This window comes from Rhodoferax sp. P2_H8_2 (assembly GCF_056403235.1).
The window spans coordinates 392,987-410,175 of sequence record NZ_JBFUFW010000001.1; the positions used below are offsets into that span (position 1 = coordinate 392,987).

The window sequence follows — 17,189 nt, forward strand, 5'->3', positions numbered from 1 at the left end:
CGAAGTAATTAAGCAAATACCGCGTCGGTATCCATCAGCACCTTGCTGCCGGCGCGCGCGGTACGCATCAATGTAGCGGTTTCAGGGAACAGCTTGGCGAAGTAGAAACGCGCGGTTTGCAGCTTGGCCAGGTAGAACTGGTCGGTGTTGCCGGCAGCGATTTCGCGCAGCGCGACTTGTGCCATACGGGCGAAGAAATAGCCGAACACCAGGTGACCGGCAACGCGCAGGTAATCCACCGCAGCGGCGCCCACTTCGTCGGGGTTCTGGAAACCCTTGAAGCCGATTTCAGTGGTGAACTTGGTCATCTGCTCACCCAGCACCGCGATGGGTGTGATGAATTCAGACATTTTTTCGTTGGTGCCTTCTTCTTCGACCAGCTTGCCGACCAGCTTGCCGAACTTCTTCAGCGTGGCGCCGTTGTTGCCGAGGATCTTGCGGCCCAGCAGGTCCAGCGACTGGATGGTGTTGGTGCCTTCATAGATCATGTTGATGCGGTTGTCGCGCACGAACTGCTCCATGCCCCATTCCTTGATGAAGCCATGGCCGCCGAACACCTGCATGCAGGCATTGGTGGCAACGTGGCCGTTGTCGGTCAGGAAGGCCTTGGCGATCGGTGTCAGCATGGCCAGCAGTTCGCCGGAATCCTTGCGCACTTTTTCGTCAGTGTGGTAATGCTCTTTTTCCAGCAGCATTGCGCAGAAGGCCTGCAGCATGCGGCCGCCTTCGGCGTAGGCCTTGGCAGTCAGCAGCATCTTGCGCACATCGGGGTGCACGATGATCGGATCGGCGGGTTTGTCCTTGGCCTTGGGGCCAGTCAACGAGCGCATCTGGATGCGGTCCTTTGCGTAAGCCAGCGCGTTTTGGTACGCCACTTCGGTCAGACCCAGCGACTGGTTGCCCACGCCCAGGCGGGCGGAGTTCATCATCACGAACATGCCTTGCATGCCCTTGTTGGGTTGGCCGATCATGGTGCCGATGGCGTCTTCCATGACGATCTGCGCGGTCGCGTTGGACTTGATGCCCATCTTGTGCTCAAGGCCGCCGCAGTAAATGCCATTGCGCGAACCCAAGGAGCCGTCCTTGTTCACATTGAACTTGGGCACGACAAACAGACTGACGCCCTTGATGCCGGGAGGCGCATCGGGCAGGCGGGCCAACACGAGGTGGATGATGTTGTCGGCCATGTCGTGCTCGCCGGCGCTGATGAAGATCTTGTTGCCGGTGATCTTGTAGGTGCCGTCAGCTTGTGGCTCGGCCTTGGTGCGCATCAGGCCCAGGTCGGTACCGCAATGGGGTTCGGTCAGGCACATGGTGCCAGTCCACTCGCCGCTGGTCATCTTGTGCAGATAGGTCTGCTGTTGCTCAGGCGTGCCGTAGGTGTGCAGCGCGTGGTAAGCGCCGTGCGTCAAGCCGGGGTACATGGTCCAGGCCTGGTTGGCGCTGTTGAGCATTTCGTAGAACATGCCGTTGACCACCAGAGGCAGGCCCTGGCCACCGAACTCCGGGTCGCAACCCAGCGCGGCCCAGCCGCCGTCGATATAAGTCTTGTAGGCTTCCTTGAAGCCCTTGGGTGTGGTCACCGCGTGGGTCTTGGAATCCAGCGTGCAGCCTTCGGCATCGCCCGAAATGTTCAGAGGGAAAATCACTTCGGAGGCGAACTTTCCGCCTTCTTCGAGCACGGCATTGATGGTGTCGACGTCCATGTCCGCATGCCGCGGAATTTGCTTCAGCTCGTCAACAACATTGAGCACTTCGTGCATCACAAACTGCATGTCGCGCAGTGGGGGGTTATAGGTGGGCATGAAAAGGCTCCTTGGGTTAACTAAATTTGGGGACTGGCACCGAATCGCGCCAGGATGTTGGCAAAACCCTGGTTGGCGCGCTCGATAGAGCCAGGGTTCTTCAGAAAGCGGGCTTCGTAATGCAGGGCCAGGATCAGGCCGTGGATTTCGAAAGCCATTTGGTGTGCATCGGCATCCGGCTTCAGATGTCCAATTTCCTTGGCCATCAGCACAGCGCGATCCAGTGCGTGCAGCCATGTTTGTACCGAGTTGGCCAGTGCATCGCGCACAGGGCCGGGCCGGTCGTCAAATTCGACCGCACCGCTAATGAAGATACAGCCGGAGTGGATTTCAACGGCAACGCGCTTCATCCAGTTGGCAAACAGTGCCTTGACGCGCGGCAAGCCACGTGGCTCGTGCAGCGCGGGGTAGAACACCTCCTGCTCGAAGCGGTTGAAGTATTCGCGGATCACGGAGATCTGGAGTTCTTCGCGCGAGCCAAAGTGGGCGAATACGCCCGACTTGCTCATTTGCGTGACTTCAGCCAGTACGCCTATGCTCAGGCCTTCCAGGCCAATCTGGGTGGATAGCCCCAGGGCCGCTTCCACAATCGCCAGTTTGGTCTGCTGGCCTTTTTGCATGGCCCGTCCGCCGGACGCGCGCGCGCTGCTCTCGGCAGGCTTGCGTGTAGATCTGGAGGGCAATGGGATTGTGGACATGCGAGGCTACAAAATAGAACGATCGTGCTATTTTGCACCAAGTCGCAACCCACCCTCTAAATACCCCTGGATCTAGAGGTATTTTTCTAACAGGATGTCGGGAAAACCCTACCCCCACGCTCCACCGCTACGCGGGTCGCGGCCCCCCGAGGGGCCAACTCGCCTTGGGGCGGCCCAGCGGCGAGTTATTAACCCAACAAAAGCTGCAAGCTGGGTTCCAGATGCTCGGACGGCAAGCGCTTGAAACCCGAGCGGGCAAAGCGTTGCAGGCGGCCCATCACAAATGCCGTCAAGGCAGTTGCGCGCACTTGGGCATCGACGGTGGGTGTCGCAGAACCAACTGTCAGCGAGGTATCGCGCAGAGACTGCCGGTAGATGGATTCCAATTTGTCAAAAAACTGGTTCATGCGTTGTTGCAGACGCTCGTTTTCATAAACCAGCGCGTCGCCGACCATCACACGCGCCATGCCGGGATTTTTCTCGGCGAACTGCACGACCATACCGGTGATCTTGGCCAACTGGCGCCGCGCGACGTCGATGGCGTCGCCACCGGTTGCGGTTTCGCGTTCAACGATTTGGGTGGCGAGTGTGAACACCGACTGCTCAATGAATTCGATCAGCCCCTCAAACATTTGGGCCTTGCTGGCAAAGTGTCGGTACAGGGCGGCTTCGCTGACTTCAAGGCGTGCGGCCAATGCGGCCGTTGTCACCCGCTCACCACCGGGCTGCTCCAGCATGCTAGCCAAGGCTTGCAAAATCTGCACCCGCCGCTCACCCGGCTTGGGCCGCTTGCGCACAGGTGTGTCTTGGGAGATCGAATCGGCAGAAAGGCTTGAATCGGTGTCAGACATGGTGCGCATATCGTGGGGTTGAAACATTCTCGCACAGGGTCACCGAGGGTTTTTGCTTATTCGAGGAAGCACATGGAAACCCGCAGCCCGCGCCCCTGATAACCGTCGGATAACTGCAACTGACTCTGGTGCACCCGGGCAATTTCGGCGGCAATCGCCAGCCCCAGACCATTGCCTTCGCCTTGCGTCCCTGTGACGCGGTAAAAACGCTCCAACACGCGCTCACGGTCGGCCAGAGGGACTCCGGGGCCATCGTCTTCGACCTCGACAAACACCGCCAGATGCCCGCTCTTGGGATGGGGCCGCCGGCCGCAACGCAGCGTGACGTGGCCGCCCGGCGGTGTGTAGCGGATCGCGTTGTCCAGCAAGTTCCCCAGCATTTCTCGGAGCAGCCATTCGTGGCCCGACACATGGACCGGGACCGTGTCCAGCCCCAGATCAATGCCCTTTTGGGCCGCCGCGTCCAGGTGCGTCTCCAGCATGGTTTCGCACAGGGCCTGCATATTGACGCGCTGCAGCGGTTGCGCTTCTACCGTGCGGGCGTCGGCGCGCGACAGGGCCAACAACTGGTTGGCCAGCTGCGAGGTCCGGCGCACGGCGTGGCGCAATCGCAGTATTTGCTCTGCCTCCAAGGTGATCGCAGCGGGCGCTTTTCCTGTGGGTGCCTCCAGCATCATGGCCCAGGCTTCAATTTGAGATTGAAGCGCCGCCAACGGCGTGCGCAGCTGATGGGCCGCATCCGCCACAAAGCGGCGCTGATTTTCTGACTGGGCATTGACCAGATCAAATAGACGGTTCAGTGATAGCACCAGCGGACGCACTTCGTCGGGCGAGGCCTGGGGGTCCAGGGCCGTCAAGTCATGCGGAGAGCGGTGCTCCACTGCCTCCTTCAAATCCAGCAGGGGTTTGAGTGCGCGGCGTACCGCCCAGTTGACGGCAAAGAACGCGGCGATGACCAGCACCATATTCGGGAGGATGGCCTTGACCAACAACAGCCGAAACCACTGCTGGCGCGGGTCTGACCCATCAGCCAGCCGCACGGCCATGTCACCAGCAGGCGTCTTGACCCGCTGGCTGACGATGCGAAAGGTGATGCCACCATGCTCCTCGCTGGAAAAGTCCGTCTCGAAGGTGTCCGGAGGCAAGGCGTTCAGCCATTGATCGCCAAACAGCACGCGCCCCTCGCCGCTCACCACCGCGAAGGCAGCAGATGCGCCCCGCGAACTCAAAAACTCCTCCACCGAGGGTGCCATCAGCAATACAGGCGGATCATTTGCCGCGTTGCTGCGAAACACCAGCGAGTCGGAAAGCAGCGGGACGAGGCTGCGCAAACTGCTGTCCTGTTGCAGCGAAGCGCTGTCAGCGGAGCGCAAATCAAACCAAGTGTTGAGACTGGCCAACAGCAACAACGGCGCCAGCAGCAGAACCAGCAAGCGGCGCTGCAGGCCCGAGGTCATACGTTGCCTGAGCTATCCGCAACCAGCTCCAGCCGGTAGCCAAATCCGCGAATGGCCCGTAGCGCAATGCCATGGGGCTCCAACTTGCCGCGCAGTCGGGACATATAGACCTCCACCGCGTTGGGTGTGATTTCACGGTCCCAGCCCGTCAATGCCTGCAACAACTTATCTTTGTTGACCGGCTTGGGCGCCTGAAACAGCATGTACTCCAGAACCGTCCACTCCCGCGGCCCAAGCTCGATCGCTTGCACAGTCGACGGATTCGACGCGCTGCGCACACTGGCCAGGCGCAGCGCAGTGTCAAGCTCCAGCGGGCCAAAGGAAAGGATGGCCGAGGTGGCGGCCTGTGAGCGTCGCAGCAAGGCGCGCAGGCGCGCCAGCAGCTCTGGCAATTCAAACGGCTTGACCATGTAATCGTCGGCGCCGATGTCCAGCCCCTGCACACGGTCCTGCAGCGCATCGCGCGCTGTCAATATCAGGACCGGCATGGTGTGACCATTCCTGCGCAACTGTTGGGTCAAGGCCAGCCCGTCCATAGCGGGCAAGCCAATATCCACCACCGCCAGATCAAAGCTTTCGGCCCGGGTCACCTCCAGCGCCCGCTCGGCGCTGCCGACCCAATCGACCGCATAGCCCGCGTCGGTGAGTCCCAGCTTGATGCCGCTGGCCACCATCACGTCGTCTTCGACCAGTAGGATTCTCATGACGTTTTTTGCATCCGGGGCTTATGGAATGTGCGTGAGCAGCTATGAATTATGTAGCAACCAATTTTGCGCCGGGCCGCCCCAAGCAAAATTAGCCCCCTTGGGGGGCAGCGACCCGCACAGCGGTGGAGCGTGGGGGCCATATTCTCAGTGGCTGCGGATCATCGTTCCGTAGGCCTGGTCGGTCAGAATCTCCAACAGCAACACGTGGGGTACACGGCCATCAATGATGTGCACGGACTGCACTCCACTCTTCGCTGCGTCCAGCGCGCCGGCGATCTTGGGCAGCATGCCTCCGCTGATCGTGCCGTCAACAAACAGTTCGTCAATGCGGCGTGCGGTGAGGTCGGTCAGCAAGGCACCTGCCTTGTCCAACACGCCGCTGATATTGGTCAGCATCAACAGTTTCTCGGCCTTCAGCACCGTGGCCAGCTTGGCCGCGACGACGTCGGCATTGATGTTGTAGCTCTCGTTGTTTTCACCAAAGCCGATCGGGCTGATGACCGGGATAAAGGCATCGTCCTGCAATGCCTTGACGACGCTGGGGTCCACCGAAACGATGTCACCGACCTGGCCGACATCATGCTCCTTGGTTGGGTCGGCGTTGTCGACCATCTTGAGTTTCTGCGCGCGAATCATGCCGCCGTCGCGTCCGGTCAGACCCACGGCCTTGCCACCGGCCTGGTTGATCAGGCCGACGATGTCCTGTTGCACTTCGCCACCCAATACCCACTCCACCACTTCCATGGTTTCAGCGTCAGTCACACGCATGCCCTGGATGAACTCGCCGGTTTTACCCAGGCGCTTCAACGCGTTTTCAATCTGAGGTCCGCCGCCGTGCACCACCACCGGGTTGATACCCACCAGTTTGAGCAACACCACATCTTCGGCGAAGGCCTTCTGCAAGCTGGGGTCGGTCATCGCGTTGCCGCCGTACTTGATGACCATGGTCTTGCCGTGGAACTTGCGGATATACGGCAGGGCTTGGGCCAGGATATCGGCCTTGATACCGGAGTCGACTTCGGGCTTGGCGGGTGCAGGAGAGGACATGGGCTTCTCGAAATGGGTAGGTGTCAAATTGTGCCGGATTCGATGATCTGGTAACCATGCACATGGGCCAACAGAAAACTGCGGATCGCATTGGCGTCATTGTTGCGTGCCGCCAGCTCCAGCGTCCTCAATTCAGATTCCAGTTGCGTCCATGGGAAAAAGGGCTCATGCGCTTTCATGATGCGCGGATGTTCTGTTGGCTGGGGGTTGTCACCAATCAACAGCTCTTCGTACAGCTTTTCACCGGGGCGCAGCCCGGTGATCGCAATCTCGATATCGCCGCTGGGGTGAGTGGTGTTGCGCTCGACCAACCCTGACAAATGCAACATGCGTCGCGCCAAATCCATGATGCGGATGGGCTCGCCCATGTCCAGCACAAACACATCGCCGCCCGTGCCCATCGCACCAGCCTGCAGCACCAGCTGCGCTGCCTCAGGTATGGTCATGAAGTAGCGCGTGACTTCGGGGTGCGTCACTGTCAGCGGTCCACCCGATGCCAGTTGCCGACGAAATAGTGGTACGACGCTGCCGCTGGAATCCAGCACATTGCCAAAGCGCACCATACTGAAAACAGTTGCACTTTGCGTTGCCGCCAACGCCTGCAACACCAGCTCCGCCATGCGCTTGCTGGCGCCCATCACATTGGTGGGGCGCACCGCTTTGTCGGTACTGACCAGGACGAAGCGCCTAACACCGTGCGCCATTGCCGCCTGCGCCATCTGCAGGGTGCCGATCACGTTGTTGAGGATTCCGATGCCAGCATTGCTTTCCACCAGGGGCACGTGTTTGTAAGCGGCGGCGTGGTAAACCGTGACAGGGCGGTAGCGGCCACAAATGTCTTTCAAGCGCGTGGCGTCCAGCACGCTGCCCAGTAATTGCACCAGCTCCACAGACAAGCCCGCCGCTGTGCAGATCGCCGCCAGCTCCTGGTGAATGCTGTAGAGGCCAAATTCATTGTGGTCCAACAACAGCAACTGCCGCGGTTGTTGCAACACGATCTGGCGGCAAAGCTCGCTGCCAATACTGCCCCCGGCCCCGGTGACCAACACGACTTGCCCGGACAAGTCTCGCGCCAGCAAATCCTGCCGGGGCGGTACGGGCTCGCGGCCCAACAAGTCCTCAACGTCCAGCTCCCGAAAATCCTGCACGGTGATGCGACCACTGGCCAGATCCCCCATGCTGGGCAGGGTCCGAATGTGGACCGGCAGGCCCTCAAGCGATGCAATGATCTGGTTGCGCCTAGCCCGGGCGGCGCTGGGCATGGCCAGCAGTATGTCGGTGATGCGTTCCCGCTGTACCAGTTCACGCAACTGCTCGGAACTCTTGACCCAGACGCCGTTGATGCTCTGGCCGGCCTTGCCCGCGTCGTCGTCGACGAAACCGATCAGCTGAAACTGGCGTGACACTTCCAGCGCGGTTGCAGTCTGCACACCCGCCGTGCCGGCACCGTAGATCAACAGGCGCGACTGCGTATGGCCGACCGGCGCCGACAGACCCGCCAGCCAGAAGCGCGCCATGGCCCGACTGGTGCCGACCATCAGCAAAAAGATGATGGGCTGCAACAGACCCAGGCTGCGCGGCACCAGATACCACTCGGCCCACAGCAGGATGGAAGACAACACCAGCGCGTATACGGCTACCGCCTTGGCAGTGGCCATCAGTGCGGCCTGACCGGTGTAGCGGAAGATCGCGCGGTACAGACCAAAGCGGACAAACACCGGAATCGCCAGCGCAGGCGCCAACGCATAGACCAGCCACTGTTTACCGCTGGGTTCGTGCAGCGCATCCATGCGCAGCGTAAAGGCCAACCAGGTTGCCGCCAGCGCCAGCAGGATGTCCAGCGCGATGACGATTAGGCGCTTGGCCGAACGCGGCCAGTTGAGGATCTCGCTGATCACGGTGAAGGGGGCGCGCAATTGCATAAGCCTGATTGTCGCTAATGGCTGACGCCGTCGCGGCGTACCACCTTCCAGGCAGTCAGGAAAATGATGCGTACATCCAACGCCAGCGACTGGTGCTTCAGGTAATACAGGTCCAGTTGCACTTTTTGCGGAATCGGCAATTCGTCACGACCATTAATCTGGGCCCAACCTGTCAGGCCCGGTGTCAGTTGCTCAATACCGTGCTTGGTGCGCAGGGCAATCAGGTCATCCTGATTGAACAGTGCCGGACGCGGCCCGACAAAGCTCATGTCACCCTTCAGAATGCTCCACAGTTGCGGCAACTCGTCCAGACTGGACTTGCGCAGAAAACTGCCGATGGGCGTCAGGTAACTTTGCGCATTGCCCAACAGGTGCGTCGCCACGGCGGGCGTATCGACCCGCATGGTGCGGAACTTGGGCATTCTGAAAATGCGGTTGCTCTTGCCGATCCGGTCCGACCAGTAGATCATCGGCCCCCTGGAGGTCAGCCACACCAAGAGGGCAGCGACCAGCAGCGGAATCGCCAACGGGATCAGCGCCACCAGGGCCAGCACGACATCAAACAACCGCTTCATGGCCGCTCCATCCCAGCCATTGCCTGGCGCAGGCCCTGCTCCACTGTTAACGGCGGCGTCCAGCCCAGCAGGGTTCTGGCCTTGGAAATGTCAACTTGCAAATTGGCAGTCAGCCGCTGCAAAACGTCCGACTTACCTATCATCCAAGCGGCCGCCCGCAGCACACCAGCGGGTACCGGCAGCAAACGGGTAGAAACGTTTGCCGCATGTGCGATTCCCTTTACCAATTCGGCAGTGGATAGGTCGGCGCCATCGCTGACATGGAAAATCTGATTCGCAGCGGCAGGATGCTGTGCACAACAAATCACGAAATCCACCAGGTTGTCCAGCGCGACAAAACTGCGCGCATTGCGCACCGCGCCAAAGGGCAGCGGCCAGCCACGAAGCACGGTACGCATCAGCAACGCGAAGTTGGCTTTGGCGTGAGGGCCATAGACTAGCGGCGGGCGAATGATGACAACCTCCATACCAGTCTCCCGCGCTAGCTGTTGCAAGGCCTGTTCGGCTTCGCGCTTGCTATGGCCATAGGCGTCTTGCGGATGGCAATCGTCACTCTCACGGGCGGCGGCACCGGGCAAGCTCACCTCACCCCAGGCCTTGATGGAACTCAAGAACACGAAGCGCCGGACGCCGGCGGCCGCTGCCTGCCGCGCCAAATGCACGCTACCCGCGACATTGGTCGCGTGCAAGGCCGAGATATCGCCGCCCACGGGCTGATGCGCCAGCCCGGCCAGATGCACCACCACGTCGCAGCCCTGCAGCACTTGGCTCCAGTTCGTCGCCGGGCCGACATTGCCGACATTCTGGCGTGTCGCGGCTGTACAGGCAACGGCACGCGCCTGCAGTGCTGTGCACAAAGCGGTGCCTACAAAGCCGTTCGCCCCAGTCACCAAAACCCTCATGCCCGGACCTTCCAATACACCGGTGAAGCAAAGAAGCGCAGCATGCTGCTGACATGCCAACGCAAGTAGCGCCACTTTCTATGGCTGTCGCGCCGGGCTGCATGGACCACCGTGGCGGCGGGCGTGACCAGCACGCGGTAGCCGGCCAGCCGCAACCGTGCGCAAAGATCCACATCTTCGTAGTACAGAAAGTAGCGCGTGTCAAAACCATGCAAGCTAGCAAACACGACGCGCGGAAACAGCAAAAACATGCCTCCGGCCCAGTCCGGGTAGATAGGCTGATCGTCCATTGCATAGATGCCGCGTCCACCCAGGCCCAACGCCTTTTGTAGGATGGTCAGCGGGCTCGGAAAACGCCGCGCGCTGTCTTCGGTCTGACCGTTGCCGTCCAGTACGCGCGGCGCGACCACCCCAACAGCAGGCTCTCGCCGTAGCGCGGTGAGCAGCGGCATAAACGGGTCATGGGAAAAACGGATATCTGGGTTCAGTACACAAAAGTACTGTCCGCTGGCGCGGGCGAAGGCCTGGTTATGGTTGGCCGCGAAACCTAGCGGCTGCGGGTTGTGGATCAGCACGACGGGAAACGGAAACTGCGCCAGATCAAAGTCCAGCAACTCGGGCAAATTCAGCGTGAGCAGCACCTCCAGTTGTGTCGGATCGCAGTGCCTCGCCAAGTCGCCCAGCAGTGAACCTACAAGTGGGGCCTGCTGGTGACTTACGATGGAGATGGAAACCTTGGCGGGCAACACGGTCACCGCGTGTTATCCCGCAGTCGCGCTGGATACGGCCCGCTTGGTATAGACCGCAACCAGGCAGTACTGCTTCAGGCTTCTGGACATGGCTTCGTTGACCGCCCCAAAGGGCAGCGAGAACAGGCTGCGCATCTCCCAGCGGGGATCAAGACCGCGCAATTCATCGGCACCGTAAAACTTTTTATGGTCGCCGTCCAGCTCATAGCCGCGTTGGCCAGGCACGATGATGACCAAGCCCCCGTCCGGACCGGTGATCCGGTGACACTCGTCCAGCGTGGTTTGGGGCTCTTGAATGTGTTCCAGCACATTGTCCAGCACACAGGCATCGAAGGAAGCATCGGCCTCTGGGTAGGCTCCGTCATCGCCAATCACTTGAACCCGCATACCCATCGCACGGCAATGGGCGACTGCGAGCTGGTTAATCTCCAGGCCGCTGACACTTTTAGGAAAAGCGCCAATCACGCCACTGCCGGTGCCAAAGCCAACCTCCACAATGCGACGCCCAAAGCGGCGCGCGCAGACGTAGATGATCTGCGACGCAAACAGCCGCTTGTAAAGCCGCCCCCGCACCGAGATCTTGCTCAGGTGCCGGAAGTAGCTCTCAAACTTTTCTATCTGCTGTTCCATCGTCTTTCCATTTTGTGGCCTCTAGTGTGCGTCATCCGGCTGCAACGCGCGCTGCAGCGCTTCCAAGTATTGGTAGCCGCGCCTGTCGTCCGGCTCCAGGTAGGCCGCCTCGGCCCATTCATTCCAGGCATTCAAAAAAACAAAATTTTCCGGCAAATTCCTCTGCGGCATGCTTTCTATCAACTTGGTAAACCAGTTACCAAAGACCTCGGGCGAGGCGCCCTTGAAGATAGTTGCACGACGTTTATAGCGTGATGAATTGTCCCAGTCTACAAAAGCCCCGGGGAAAGTTGTCAGCCCAGGCTGCTCGCGCACTTCTACGGCTTGTCGCCAAGCAGACTCGTAGGAGTGGAAAGTCAGTTCGTTGACAAATTTAGCCCTCAGACCTCTAAGAATATCCTGATACCGCTCCGGTAGGCTGCGCACCAACTTGAACAGCACCGAATGTTTGATCGAATCTTTGTCGTAAGACGGTGAATTGATCGCCTCAAATGGCTGGAATTGAAACTGAGCATCAAAAGATTGAAGGCAGGCTCGGTTCGGCAGCTCGTACTGCTTTTGAAATATGAAGTACAGCCCAGGCAAGCCATCGGCAATGGCCAACTGGCGCCAATAGGCAAGCATCTCGTCAACCTTGTCAATGCGCTGTGGGCGGTAGATCACGAAGACGGGCTTGCCATCCACCTTGATTGCACGCGGATCGGACCAGGCCCGAATCAGGTAATCGTAGTGGGCCTTCCAACGTTCCGGCAGTGGCGGATGGGTTTGCTGAATCAGGATGTGGTGATCGCGTCCATCCCAGCGCCGCGACCAGGTCTCGTTGGCCCATGAGAGGCAAAACGGCATATCGATATCAGCGTGCGCAAGCATCAGGTTGGTCGGCGTCTCCAACAATTGTTTGCCATCAAACCAGTAGTGGTAATGGCAAAACCCGTAGATGCCATATTGCTTGGCCAACGCAGTCTGGCGGCGCAGCGTCTGCAGCTGTGACTGGTCGTAATAAACGCCACCCAGGGGAATTCGCGGCTGGTGATGGCCCGGGTACTGCGGCTCTCCGGACTTGACGTTTTCCCAATCTGTAAACCCGGCGCCCCACCATTGGTCGTTCTCTGCAATCGCGTGCAATTGCGGGAAATAGATGGCGATAGGCTTGACCTTGGATTCCATCATCGGTTCAAGCCTTGTATGACGCGCCGAACTTCGCAGCGATGGCGCGCAGCCGGGTATAGACAGAGGCGGGCAACAACCGGCGCAGGCTGGCACGCACGTGATCACGTAAGCTGGCCGGGCGAACTACGACCTGCATCTTCATCAGATCCACCGCAGCCTCGGAACTGGTCAGCGGCACAGCCTTCAAAATGACCTGGTAGACATGGCCAAACGGATTGCTGTTCAGCGCAGCTTGCACTTCGGGCAACAGCTGGGCCCAGCGGTTGGCAAATTCGGTGCTTTCAGGCGCGCGCACTACGAACTCGGCGTGGGCGATCTTGAGCCCGGCGTCTGCCACTAGGCGCTGCATGTTCTTCAGCCCAAAGAAGCGGATATGGGTACGGTCCAGCAGGCCAAAGTCGCCATACTCGAAATCCTCCTGCAACAGACAGGCGTGCAATACCGAATGCGCGCCGTGTGGCAGCGACAGCACAACGTAACCGTTGTCCGCCACCAAACCCGACATCGTCTTCAGCACCGTCAGCGGGTCATACACATGCTCCAGCACATCGGCGGCCACGACCACATCAAATTGCGCCGCGCTGCCCAACACGGATGGCCAATCGGCTTGGTTCAGGTCGGCTTGCAAGGTGCGTTCGCAAAATGGCGCGATTAGCGCTAGGGCTTTTTCGTCGTAGTCCAGCGCGGTGACGCGGCATTGCGACTGCGAGGACAGCAGCCTGGTGATAGAGCCCGGGCCGGAGCCCACTTCCAGCACCGTCTTGTCGCAGCCAACCAGACGCACCACTCGCGCCGGCCCGCTGTCGGCGGCGGTCTCGACCTGGTATTCATAGGTATGTCGCTGACTCATACGGAAAGTTCGTTCGACAATTTGTCCCAGACTTGCGTCTGTGGGTTGTATTGCTTGATGATTTTCAGCGGCGAACCAGCGGCCATAGCGCCAGCTGGAATGTCGCGCGTAACCACGCAGTTGGCGCCGATCACCGCGCCGTCGCCTATGGTGACTGCGCCGGCGATGACCACGTTGTCGCCCAGCCAGACCCGATTGCCAATACGCACCGGACCAGTTGCATGCAGTCGCCGAGACGCAGGCGCCTCGCTGGCGGAGCTCTGGTTCGCGCCGGCATAGACGCCGTGGTTGTGGTCGGATATATAGACGCCACTTCCGAACAGGCAATCGTCGCCAATCTGTACCGTTCCTATGGCCGAAATGTGTAGCCGGTCAAAGGCCAGAAAGCGCTCACCAATCTGTATGGAGGGATTAAATCGCTGCTGGCCAAAACTGTTAACCGCCTCTATCCACGCGTAACGTTTAATAGAGGCATTGCGACCTACAGCGATATGCTGGCTGCCAATGACCCGCGCGCCTGGCCCGAGCAGGGAGCAAGGAAAGCCTGCCAGCAGCGCAGCAGAGCGACCACCCACCCAGCGACCCAACTCGGCCACAACAAAGACTACCGCAGCGACCGCCCGCTCATGGCGCGCACGCTGAACAATGTCGGATAGTTTATGAAGTAGTCGCACAATAAATTTCATGGTGATTTCGGACTTGTGCCGCACCCTGAAAGTGTATGCCGACACCAGAGAAATTTCGAAGAAGAACTTTGTCAACAGTCACGCAACTCCAAACACCTGATAGTGGACTTGATCGCTTGGCGATGTCTCTCAAATTGCCCTTCATTGCCAAACCTGGCGTCCTCGCGCTATCACCATTGAGAACACCAGAAAAGGCGTAGCAAGCAGACGCGGTAGTTTGGCAAGCGGTACAAAGACCATCCAATATGCCAGGCTGCTCCTCAGGGGCGCCAAACTGAGCAGTGGATTTTCCTTAGTGAACGCCCCGGCCTGCTGGAATCGTGTACTCCACAACAGTTTGGGCAGGTAATCCCACGCCAAACCTCTGAGTATCTGCTTACATTCAGGAGAATCGGGTCCGCAAATCGCACGCACCACTGCAGGGAAGTTGGTGCCGAATACCTCACAGGGTCGATAGCCGCCGGTGTTTGCGGCGGTTGCCAGCACACAGCGGTTTTCCACGTACCGAAACTGTTCGCCTTTCATCAGCAGCGGCAGCACCCAGCCAAGTTGAACCAGGTTTGATCCCAAATAGCGTTCCGGCTTGAGGTCGGGGTTCAATTCACGAAGGCGCTCCAGATTGACGACCATCGACGAGATGAAAGTAAACCACACATGAACGCGACCTGCAAAGTCGGCCCGCGCAATCGCCTGTGCACTGATATGGTCATAAGCAGCGACTGGGTTTGCCAGAGAAATATCGCGCATCCATTCACTGTTCAAATACAGCAAATCAATGCGCTCACGCTCCAGCAGCCCGACAACCTGAGCAACTACACCCGGTTGCGGCATGTCGTCGTCGCCAAAGATCCAGAAGTAGCGAGAGTGCGTTCGCGTTTGTAAGTCACAAAAATTCTCTTCGGCACCGAGATTGTGCGGGTGCCGCACGACGACTGCAGTCGGGCAGGCTGTTAGAAATTCCGCGGTAACCAACGGCGTGTCGTCTTGCGAAGCGTTATCGCCCACGATCACCAGCACCTTGCCCTGCAGGCCGCGCAGCTCCTGGGCCAGCGCAGTCAGCAACAGGCGCAAATGCTTTGCGCGGTTAAACGTGGGAATTGCAATGGTCAACAACGGGCTGGGCATCACCCCCCCTTTTTGTAGTAACGCAGGAAAAGATGAATTGTCCAGGGCAGCAAGGCAATGGCCACCAGCAAGTAGCTCAACATCATCATGAAGATACCAGCGCCGGCGCTCCAGTAAACGATGCTGGCAACCAATACCCCCATCGCCACCGATGGGGCCATCATTGGCTCCTCGCGGTGAGCGCGCATATAGGTGGCCAACGCCGACGCCATAGCGTTGAGCACGGTGACAATAGCCAGCACCACCAGCACGTCGATCGAGGCTATCCGCTCAATCATTGAAAAGTTAGATTGCCGGAGCGCCCAAGCCAACAAGACCAAGGCGGCCGACATCAGCGCGACTGCTAGCGTGGAGCGGATGAACAGCCCTCGAAAGAGGCCGTTCAACTCCTTGCGTTCGCCGCGTGCAATGTGCATGGTCAAGTTGGGCGCTTTGGCGTAAACCCAGCTCATACCGACCGCCAATATTGCAGAAAACACGTTGAGCGCCATGCCTAGCCGTCCAGCTTCAATCGCACCGTAGCGGGAAAATACTACCGGTGTGAACAAGTTAAAAATCAGATAACCACTGGCCCAGCTCAAAGCCATGCGCCATTGCAGCGGCAGCACATCGCGACGCCATTGCATGCGGTGTTGCTGCACCACCTCGCGTGTTGCCAGCCAGCGCAGCAGGTTGCCGCGCCCATGAATCCAATACCCAGTGCATAGCATGTTCGTCAGTGGTACCGCGGCGGCGGCCCACAACCCCGCGCCACAAAGCAGCAGCGCCCAAAAAATCGACATCCCCACCAGCGACTGGACCAGTCGCAGCCGCGCTACCTGGCCGACCTTACCGCAGCCCTCCAGTACAGCCAGGCCCGGACTGAGCCACAAGTTGACCGCCGTCGCCGTTGTCACCAACAGCCATGCCCCAAGCCATGTTGATGCAGGCTCCGAACCCCTGTGTGCAAAGAACCACCAGCCCGCCAGCGTGGCGAAAACACCAAACAAAACAGCCGCGAAACCGTACCAGCGGCTAAGTAAGCGGACCAATGAACCTAGCCGCCCGATGTGGCTATCACCCCCCTTAAGGCGTTCATCGGCGGTGGGCTCCAAGTGGGCGATTTCGTGGCTGACCAATTGCATCACAATCTGGCTCAGGCCCAATTCAAAGAAAATTTGCAACGCGAGCACGCTGGCGAAAGTGAAGTAATAGCCCTGTTGCGCCGGGCTCAGGTACAGCGGCAACAGCAGGATCGTGATGCCGCCGGCCAGAATGGACCAGCCGCGCAACAGCAACGTTGTCAGCACGTGGAAATCCACGCCAGCAATCGACAGCCAGCGGCGCAATTTCTGGTTTGGATTGGAGTTGGCTACCATTCCATTAGAAACCAACCCCTACATCGCGGGAACGGTTGCGCGTAAAGTTGCGTGTATTCGTCACCACACTTATTGGAGCACCCATGGTCACAAAATTGCATAAAGACAACGCCAACAAAGCTGACACCGCCCACATGTCCGCCTCCGTCAAAGACTCGGCACAACAGATCTGGCAAGCCGGTCTGGGCGCATTTACCCGAGCACAGGCAGAGGGTTCCAAGGCGTTTGAGGCATTGGTCAAGGAAGGCGTGAGCATACAGCGCAAAACACAGGCTGTGGCTGAGGAGAAGATTACCGAAGCTACGTCCAAGATGACGCATATGGCGACCGATATTTCTTCCAAGGCGTCGGGCCAATGGGACAAGCTGGAAAACATCTTTGAAGAGCGTGTCGCCAAGGCCCTGAACAAGCTGGGCGTGCCGTCTGCCAAGGACGTCAGCGCATTGATCGCTCGCATTGATGCACTGAACCAGGCGGTGCAAAAGCTCTCGGCCAAGGCCCCTGCTGCGAAAAGCACCGTTACTAAGGCCGCTCCCAAAGCAGCCGCCAAGACCACCAAAGCAAAACCGGCACCCCGCAAGGCTGCCGCCAAACGCACGGCTCGCAAGGCCTGAGGCTTTAGCCGACCATCCACAAAAGGGCGCAATGGCGCCCTTT

The 17,189-nt window shown here is 59.3% G+C and carries 17 protein-coding genes; 1 reads left to right on the top strand and 16 read right to left on the bottom strand.

Features of this window, described 5'->3' with window-relative positions; all coding sequences use genetic code 11:
• Window positions 1–8 precede the first annotated feature (8 nt).
• The 16 genes from AC1DV6_RS01915 to AC1DV6_RS01990 form a co-directional block, all read right to left on the bottom strand.
• Window positions 9–1,805: an acyl-CoA dehydrogenase C-terminal domain-containing protein gene (locus AC1DV6_RS01915; protein ID WP_477974590.1), complete on the bottom strand. Its 1,797-nt coding sequence runs from the start codon at window positions 1,803–1,805 to the stop codon at window positions 9–11.
• Between the two features lie 20 nt (window positions 1,806–1,825).
• Complete coding sequence (locus AC1DV6_RS01920; RefSeq protein ID WP_477974591.1) at window positions 1,826–2,503, bottom strand: TetR/AcrR family transcriptional regulator; 678 nt, start codon at window positions 2,501–2,503, stop codon at window positions 1,826–1,828.
• A gap of 188 nt (window positions 2,504–2,691) precedes the next feature.
• The gene (gene slmA, locus AC1DV6_RS01925; RefSeq protein ID WP_477974939.1) at window positions 2,692–3,363 is read right to left on the bottom strand and encodes a nucleoid occlusion factor SlmA; all 672 of its coding nucleotides are present in this window, start codon (window positions 3,361–3,363) and stop codon (window positions 2,692–2,694) included.
• Between the two features lie 47 nt (window positions 3,364–3,410).
• Window positions 3,411–4,811 carry an ATP-binding protein gene (locus AC1DV6_RS01930; RefSeq protein WP_477974592.1) on the bottom strand — a complete coding sequence of 467 codons (1,401 nt, stop codon included), beginning with the start codon at window positions 4,809–4,811 and terminating at the stop codon, window positions 3,411–3,413.
• Window positions 4,808–5,515 (bottom strand): response regulator, encoded by a 708-nt coding sequence (locus AC1DV6_RS01935; protein ID WP_477974593.1) that lies wholly within the window; start codon window positions 5,513–5,515, stop codon window positions 4,808–4,810. Before AC1DV6_RS01935 ends, AC1DV6_RS01930 begins: the two co-directional genes overlap by 4 nt.
• Before the next feature lie 147 nt (window positions 5,516–5,662).
• Window positions 5,663–6,565: an acetylglutamate kinase gene (gene argB / locus AC1DV6_RS01940; RefSeq protein WP_477974594.1), complete on the bottom strand. Its 903-nt coding sequence runs from the start codon at window positions 6,563–6,565 to the stop codon at window positions 5,663–5,665.
• Window positions 6,566–6,588: 23 nt separating this feature from the next.
• On the bottom strand, window positions 6,589–8,487 hold the full coding sequence (locus AC1DV6_RS01945) for a polysaccharide biosynthesis protein (RefSeq protein WP_477974595.1): 1,899 nt from the start codon (window positions 8,485–8,487) through the stop codon (window positions 6,589–6,591).
• Window positions 8,488–8,501: 14 nt separating this feature from the next.
• The gene (locus AC1DV6_RS01950; RefSeq protein WP_477974596.1) at window positions 8,502–9,062 is read right to left on the bottom strand and encodes a sugar transferase; all 561 of its coding nucleotides are present in this window, start codon (window positions 9,060–9,062) and stop codon (window positions 8,502–8,504) included.
• On the bottom strand, window positions 9,059–9,952 hold the full coding sequence (locus AC1DV6_RS01955; RefSeq protein WP_477974598.1) for a UDP-glucose 4-epimerase family protein: 894 nt from the start codon (window positions 9,950–9,952) through the stop codon (window positions 9,059–9,061). Before AC1DV6_RS01955 ends, AC1DV6_RS01950 begins: the two co-directional genes overlap by 4 nt.
• Window positions 9,953–9,960: 8 nt before the next feature.
• Window positions 9,961–10,719, bottom strand: coding sequence for a glycosyltransferase (locus tag AC1DV6_RS01960; RefSeq protein WP_477974600.1), 759 nt, complete (start codon window positions 10,717–10,719; stop codon window positions 9,961–9,963).
• A 6-nt stretch (window positions 10,720–10,725) separates the two neighbouring features.
• Complete coding sequence (locus tag AC1DV6_RS01965) at window positions 10,726–11,343, bottom strand: class I SAM-dependent methyltransferase (RefSeq protein ID WP_477974602.1); 618 nt, start codon at window positions 11,341–11,343, stop codon at window positions 10,726–10,728.
• Between the two features lie 21 nt (window positions 11,344–11,364).
• Window positions 11,365–12,513, bottom strand: a complete 1,149-nt coding sequence (locus AC1DV6_RS01970; RefSeq protein ID WP_477974941.1) for a glycosyltransferase WbsX family protein — start codon at window positions 12,511–12,513, stop codon at window positions 11,365–11,367.
• Window positions 12,514–12,517: 4 nt separating this feature from the next.
• Window positions 12,518–13,363 (bottom strand): class I SAM-dependent methyltransferase, encoded by an 846-nt coding sequence (locus tag AC1DV6_RS01975; protein WP_477974604.1) that lies wholly within the window; start codon window positions 13,361–13,363, stop codon window positions 12,518–12,520.
• Window positions 13,360–14,037 (bottom strand): acyltransferase, encoded by a 678-nt coding sequence (locus tag AC1DV6_RS01980; RefSeq protein WP_477974606.1) that lies wholly within the window; start codon window positions 14,035–14,037, stop codon window positions 13,360–13,362. Before AC1DV6_RS01980 ends, AC1DV6_RS01975 begins: the two co-directional genes overlap by 4 nt.
• Before the next feature lie 153 nt (window positions 14,038–14,190).
• Entirely contained in the window at window positions 14,191–15,174 is a 984-nt protein-coding gene (locus AC1DV6_RS01985; protein WP_477974608.1) for a glycosyltransferase family 2 protein, read from the bottom strand.
• Window positions 15,174–16,532 (bottom strand): polysaccharide biosynthesis protein, encoded by a 1,359-nt coding sequence (locus AC1DV6_RS01990; RefSeq protein WP_477974610.1) that lies wholly within the window; start codon window positions 16,530–16,532, stop codon window positions 15,174–15,176. Before AC1DV6_RS01990 ends, AC1DV6_RS01985 begins: the two co-directional genes overlap by 1 nt.
• Window positions 16,533–16,615: 83 nt before the next feature.
• Here AC1DV6_RS01990 and AC1DV6_RS01995 point away from each other — a divergent pair, with 83 nt between their 5' ends.
• Window positions 16,616–17,146 carry a phasin family protein gene (locus AC1DV6_RS01995; RefSeq protein WP_477974612.1) on the top strand — a complete coding sequence of 177 codons (531 nt, stop codon included), beginning with the start codon at window positions 16,616–16,618 and terminating at the stop codon, window positions 17,144–17,146.
• The last annotated feature ends 43 nt before the right edge of the window (window positions 17,147–17,189 follow it).

Bases quoted from the DNA above. Each gene is read 5' to 3' on its own strand.
- AC1DV6_RS01915 (WP_477974590.1), bottom strand. From the start codon at position 1,805: ATGCCCACCTATAACCCCCCACTGCGCGACATGCAGTTTGTGATGCAC.
- AC1DV6_RS01945 (WP_477974595.1), bottom strand. From the start codon at position 8,487: ATGCAATTGCGCGCCCCCTTCACCGTGATCAGCGAGATCCTCAACTGG.
- AC1DV6_RS01965 (WP_477974602.1), bottom strand. From the start codon at position 11,343: ATGGAACAGCAGATAGAAAAGTTTGAGAGCTACTTCCGGCACCTGAGC.
- AC1DV6_RS01970 (WP_477974941.1), bottom strand. From the start codon at position 12,513: ATGATGGAATCCAAGGTCAAGCCTATCGCCATCTATTTCCCGCAATTG.
- AC1DV6_RS01920 (WP_477974591.1), bottom strand. From the start codon at position 2,503: ATGTCCACAATCCCATTGCCCTCCAGATCTACACGCAAGCCTGCCGAG.
- AC1DV6_RS01985 (WP_477974608.1), bottom strand. From the start codon at position 15,174: ATGCCCAGCCCGTTGTTGACCATTGCAATTCCCACGTTTAACCGCGCA.
- argB (WP_477974594.1), bottom strand. From the start codon at position 6,565: ATGTCCTCTCCTGCACCCGCCAAGCCCGAAGTCGACTCCGGTATCAAG.
- AC1DV6_RS01950 (WP_477974596.1), bottom strand. From the start codon at position 9,062: ATGAAGCGGTTGTTTGATGTCGTGCTGGCCCTGGTGGCGCTGATCCCG.
- AC1DV6_RS01930 (WP_477974592.1), bottom strand. From the start codon at position 4,811: ATGACCTCGGGCCTGCAGCGCCGCTTGCTGGTTCTGCTGCTGGCGCCG.
- slmA (WP_477974939.1), bottom strand. From the start codon at position 3,363: ATGCGCACCATGTCTGACACCGATTCAAGCCTTTCTGCCGATTCGATC.
- AC1DV6_RS01935 (WP_477974593.1), bottom strand. From the start codon at position 5,515: ATGAGAATCCTACTGGTCGAAGACGACGTGATGGTGGCCAGCGGCATC.
- AC1DV6_RS01975 (WP_477974604.1), bottom strand. From the start codon at position 13,363: ATGAGTCAGCGACATACCTATGAATACCAGGTCGAGACCGCCGCCGAC.
- AC1DV6_RS01990 (WP_477974610.1), bottom strand. From the start codon at position 16,532: ATGGTAGCCAACTCCAATCCAAACCAGAAATTGCGCCGCTGGCTGTCG.
- AC1DV6_RS01995 (WP_477974612.1), top strand. From the start codon at position 16,616: ATGGTCACAAAATTGCATAAAGACAACGCCAACAAAGCTGACACCGCC.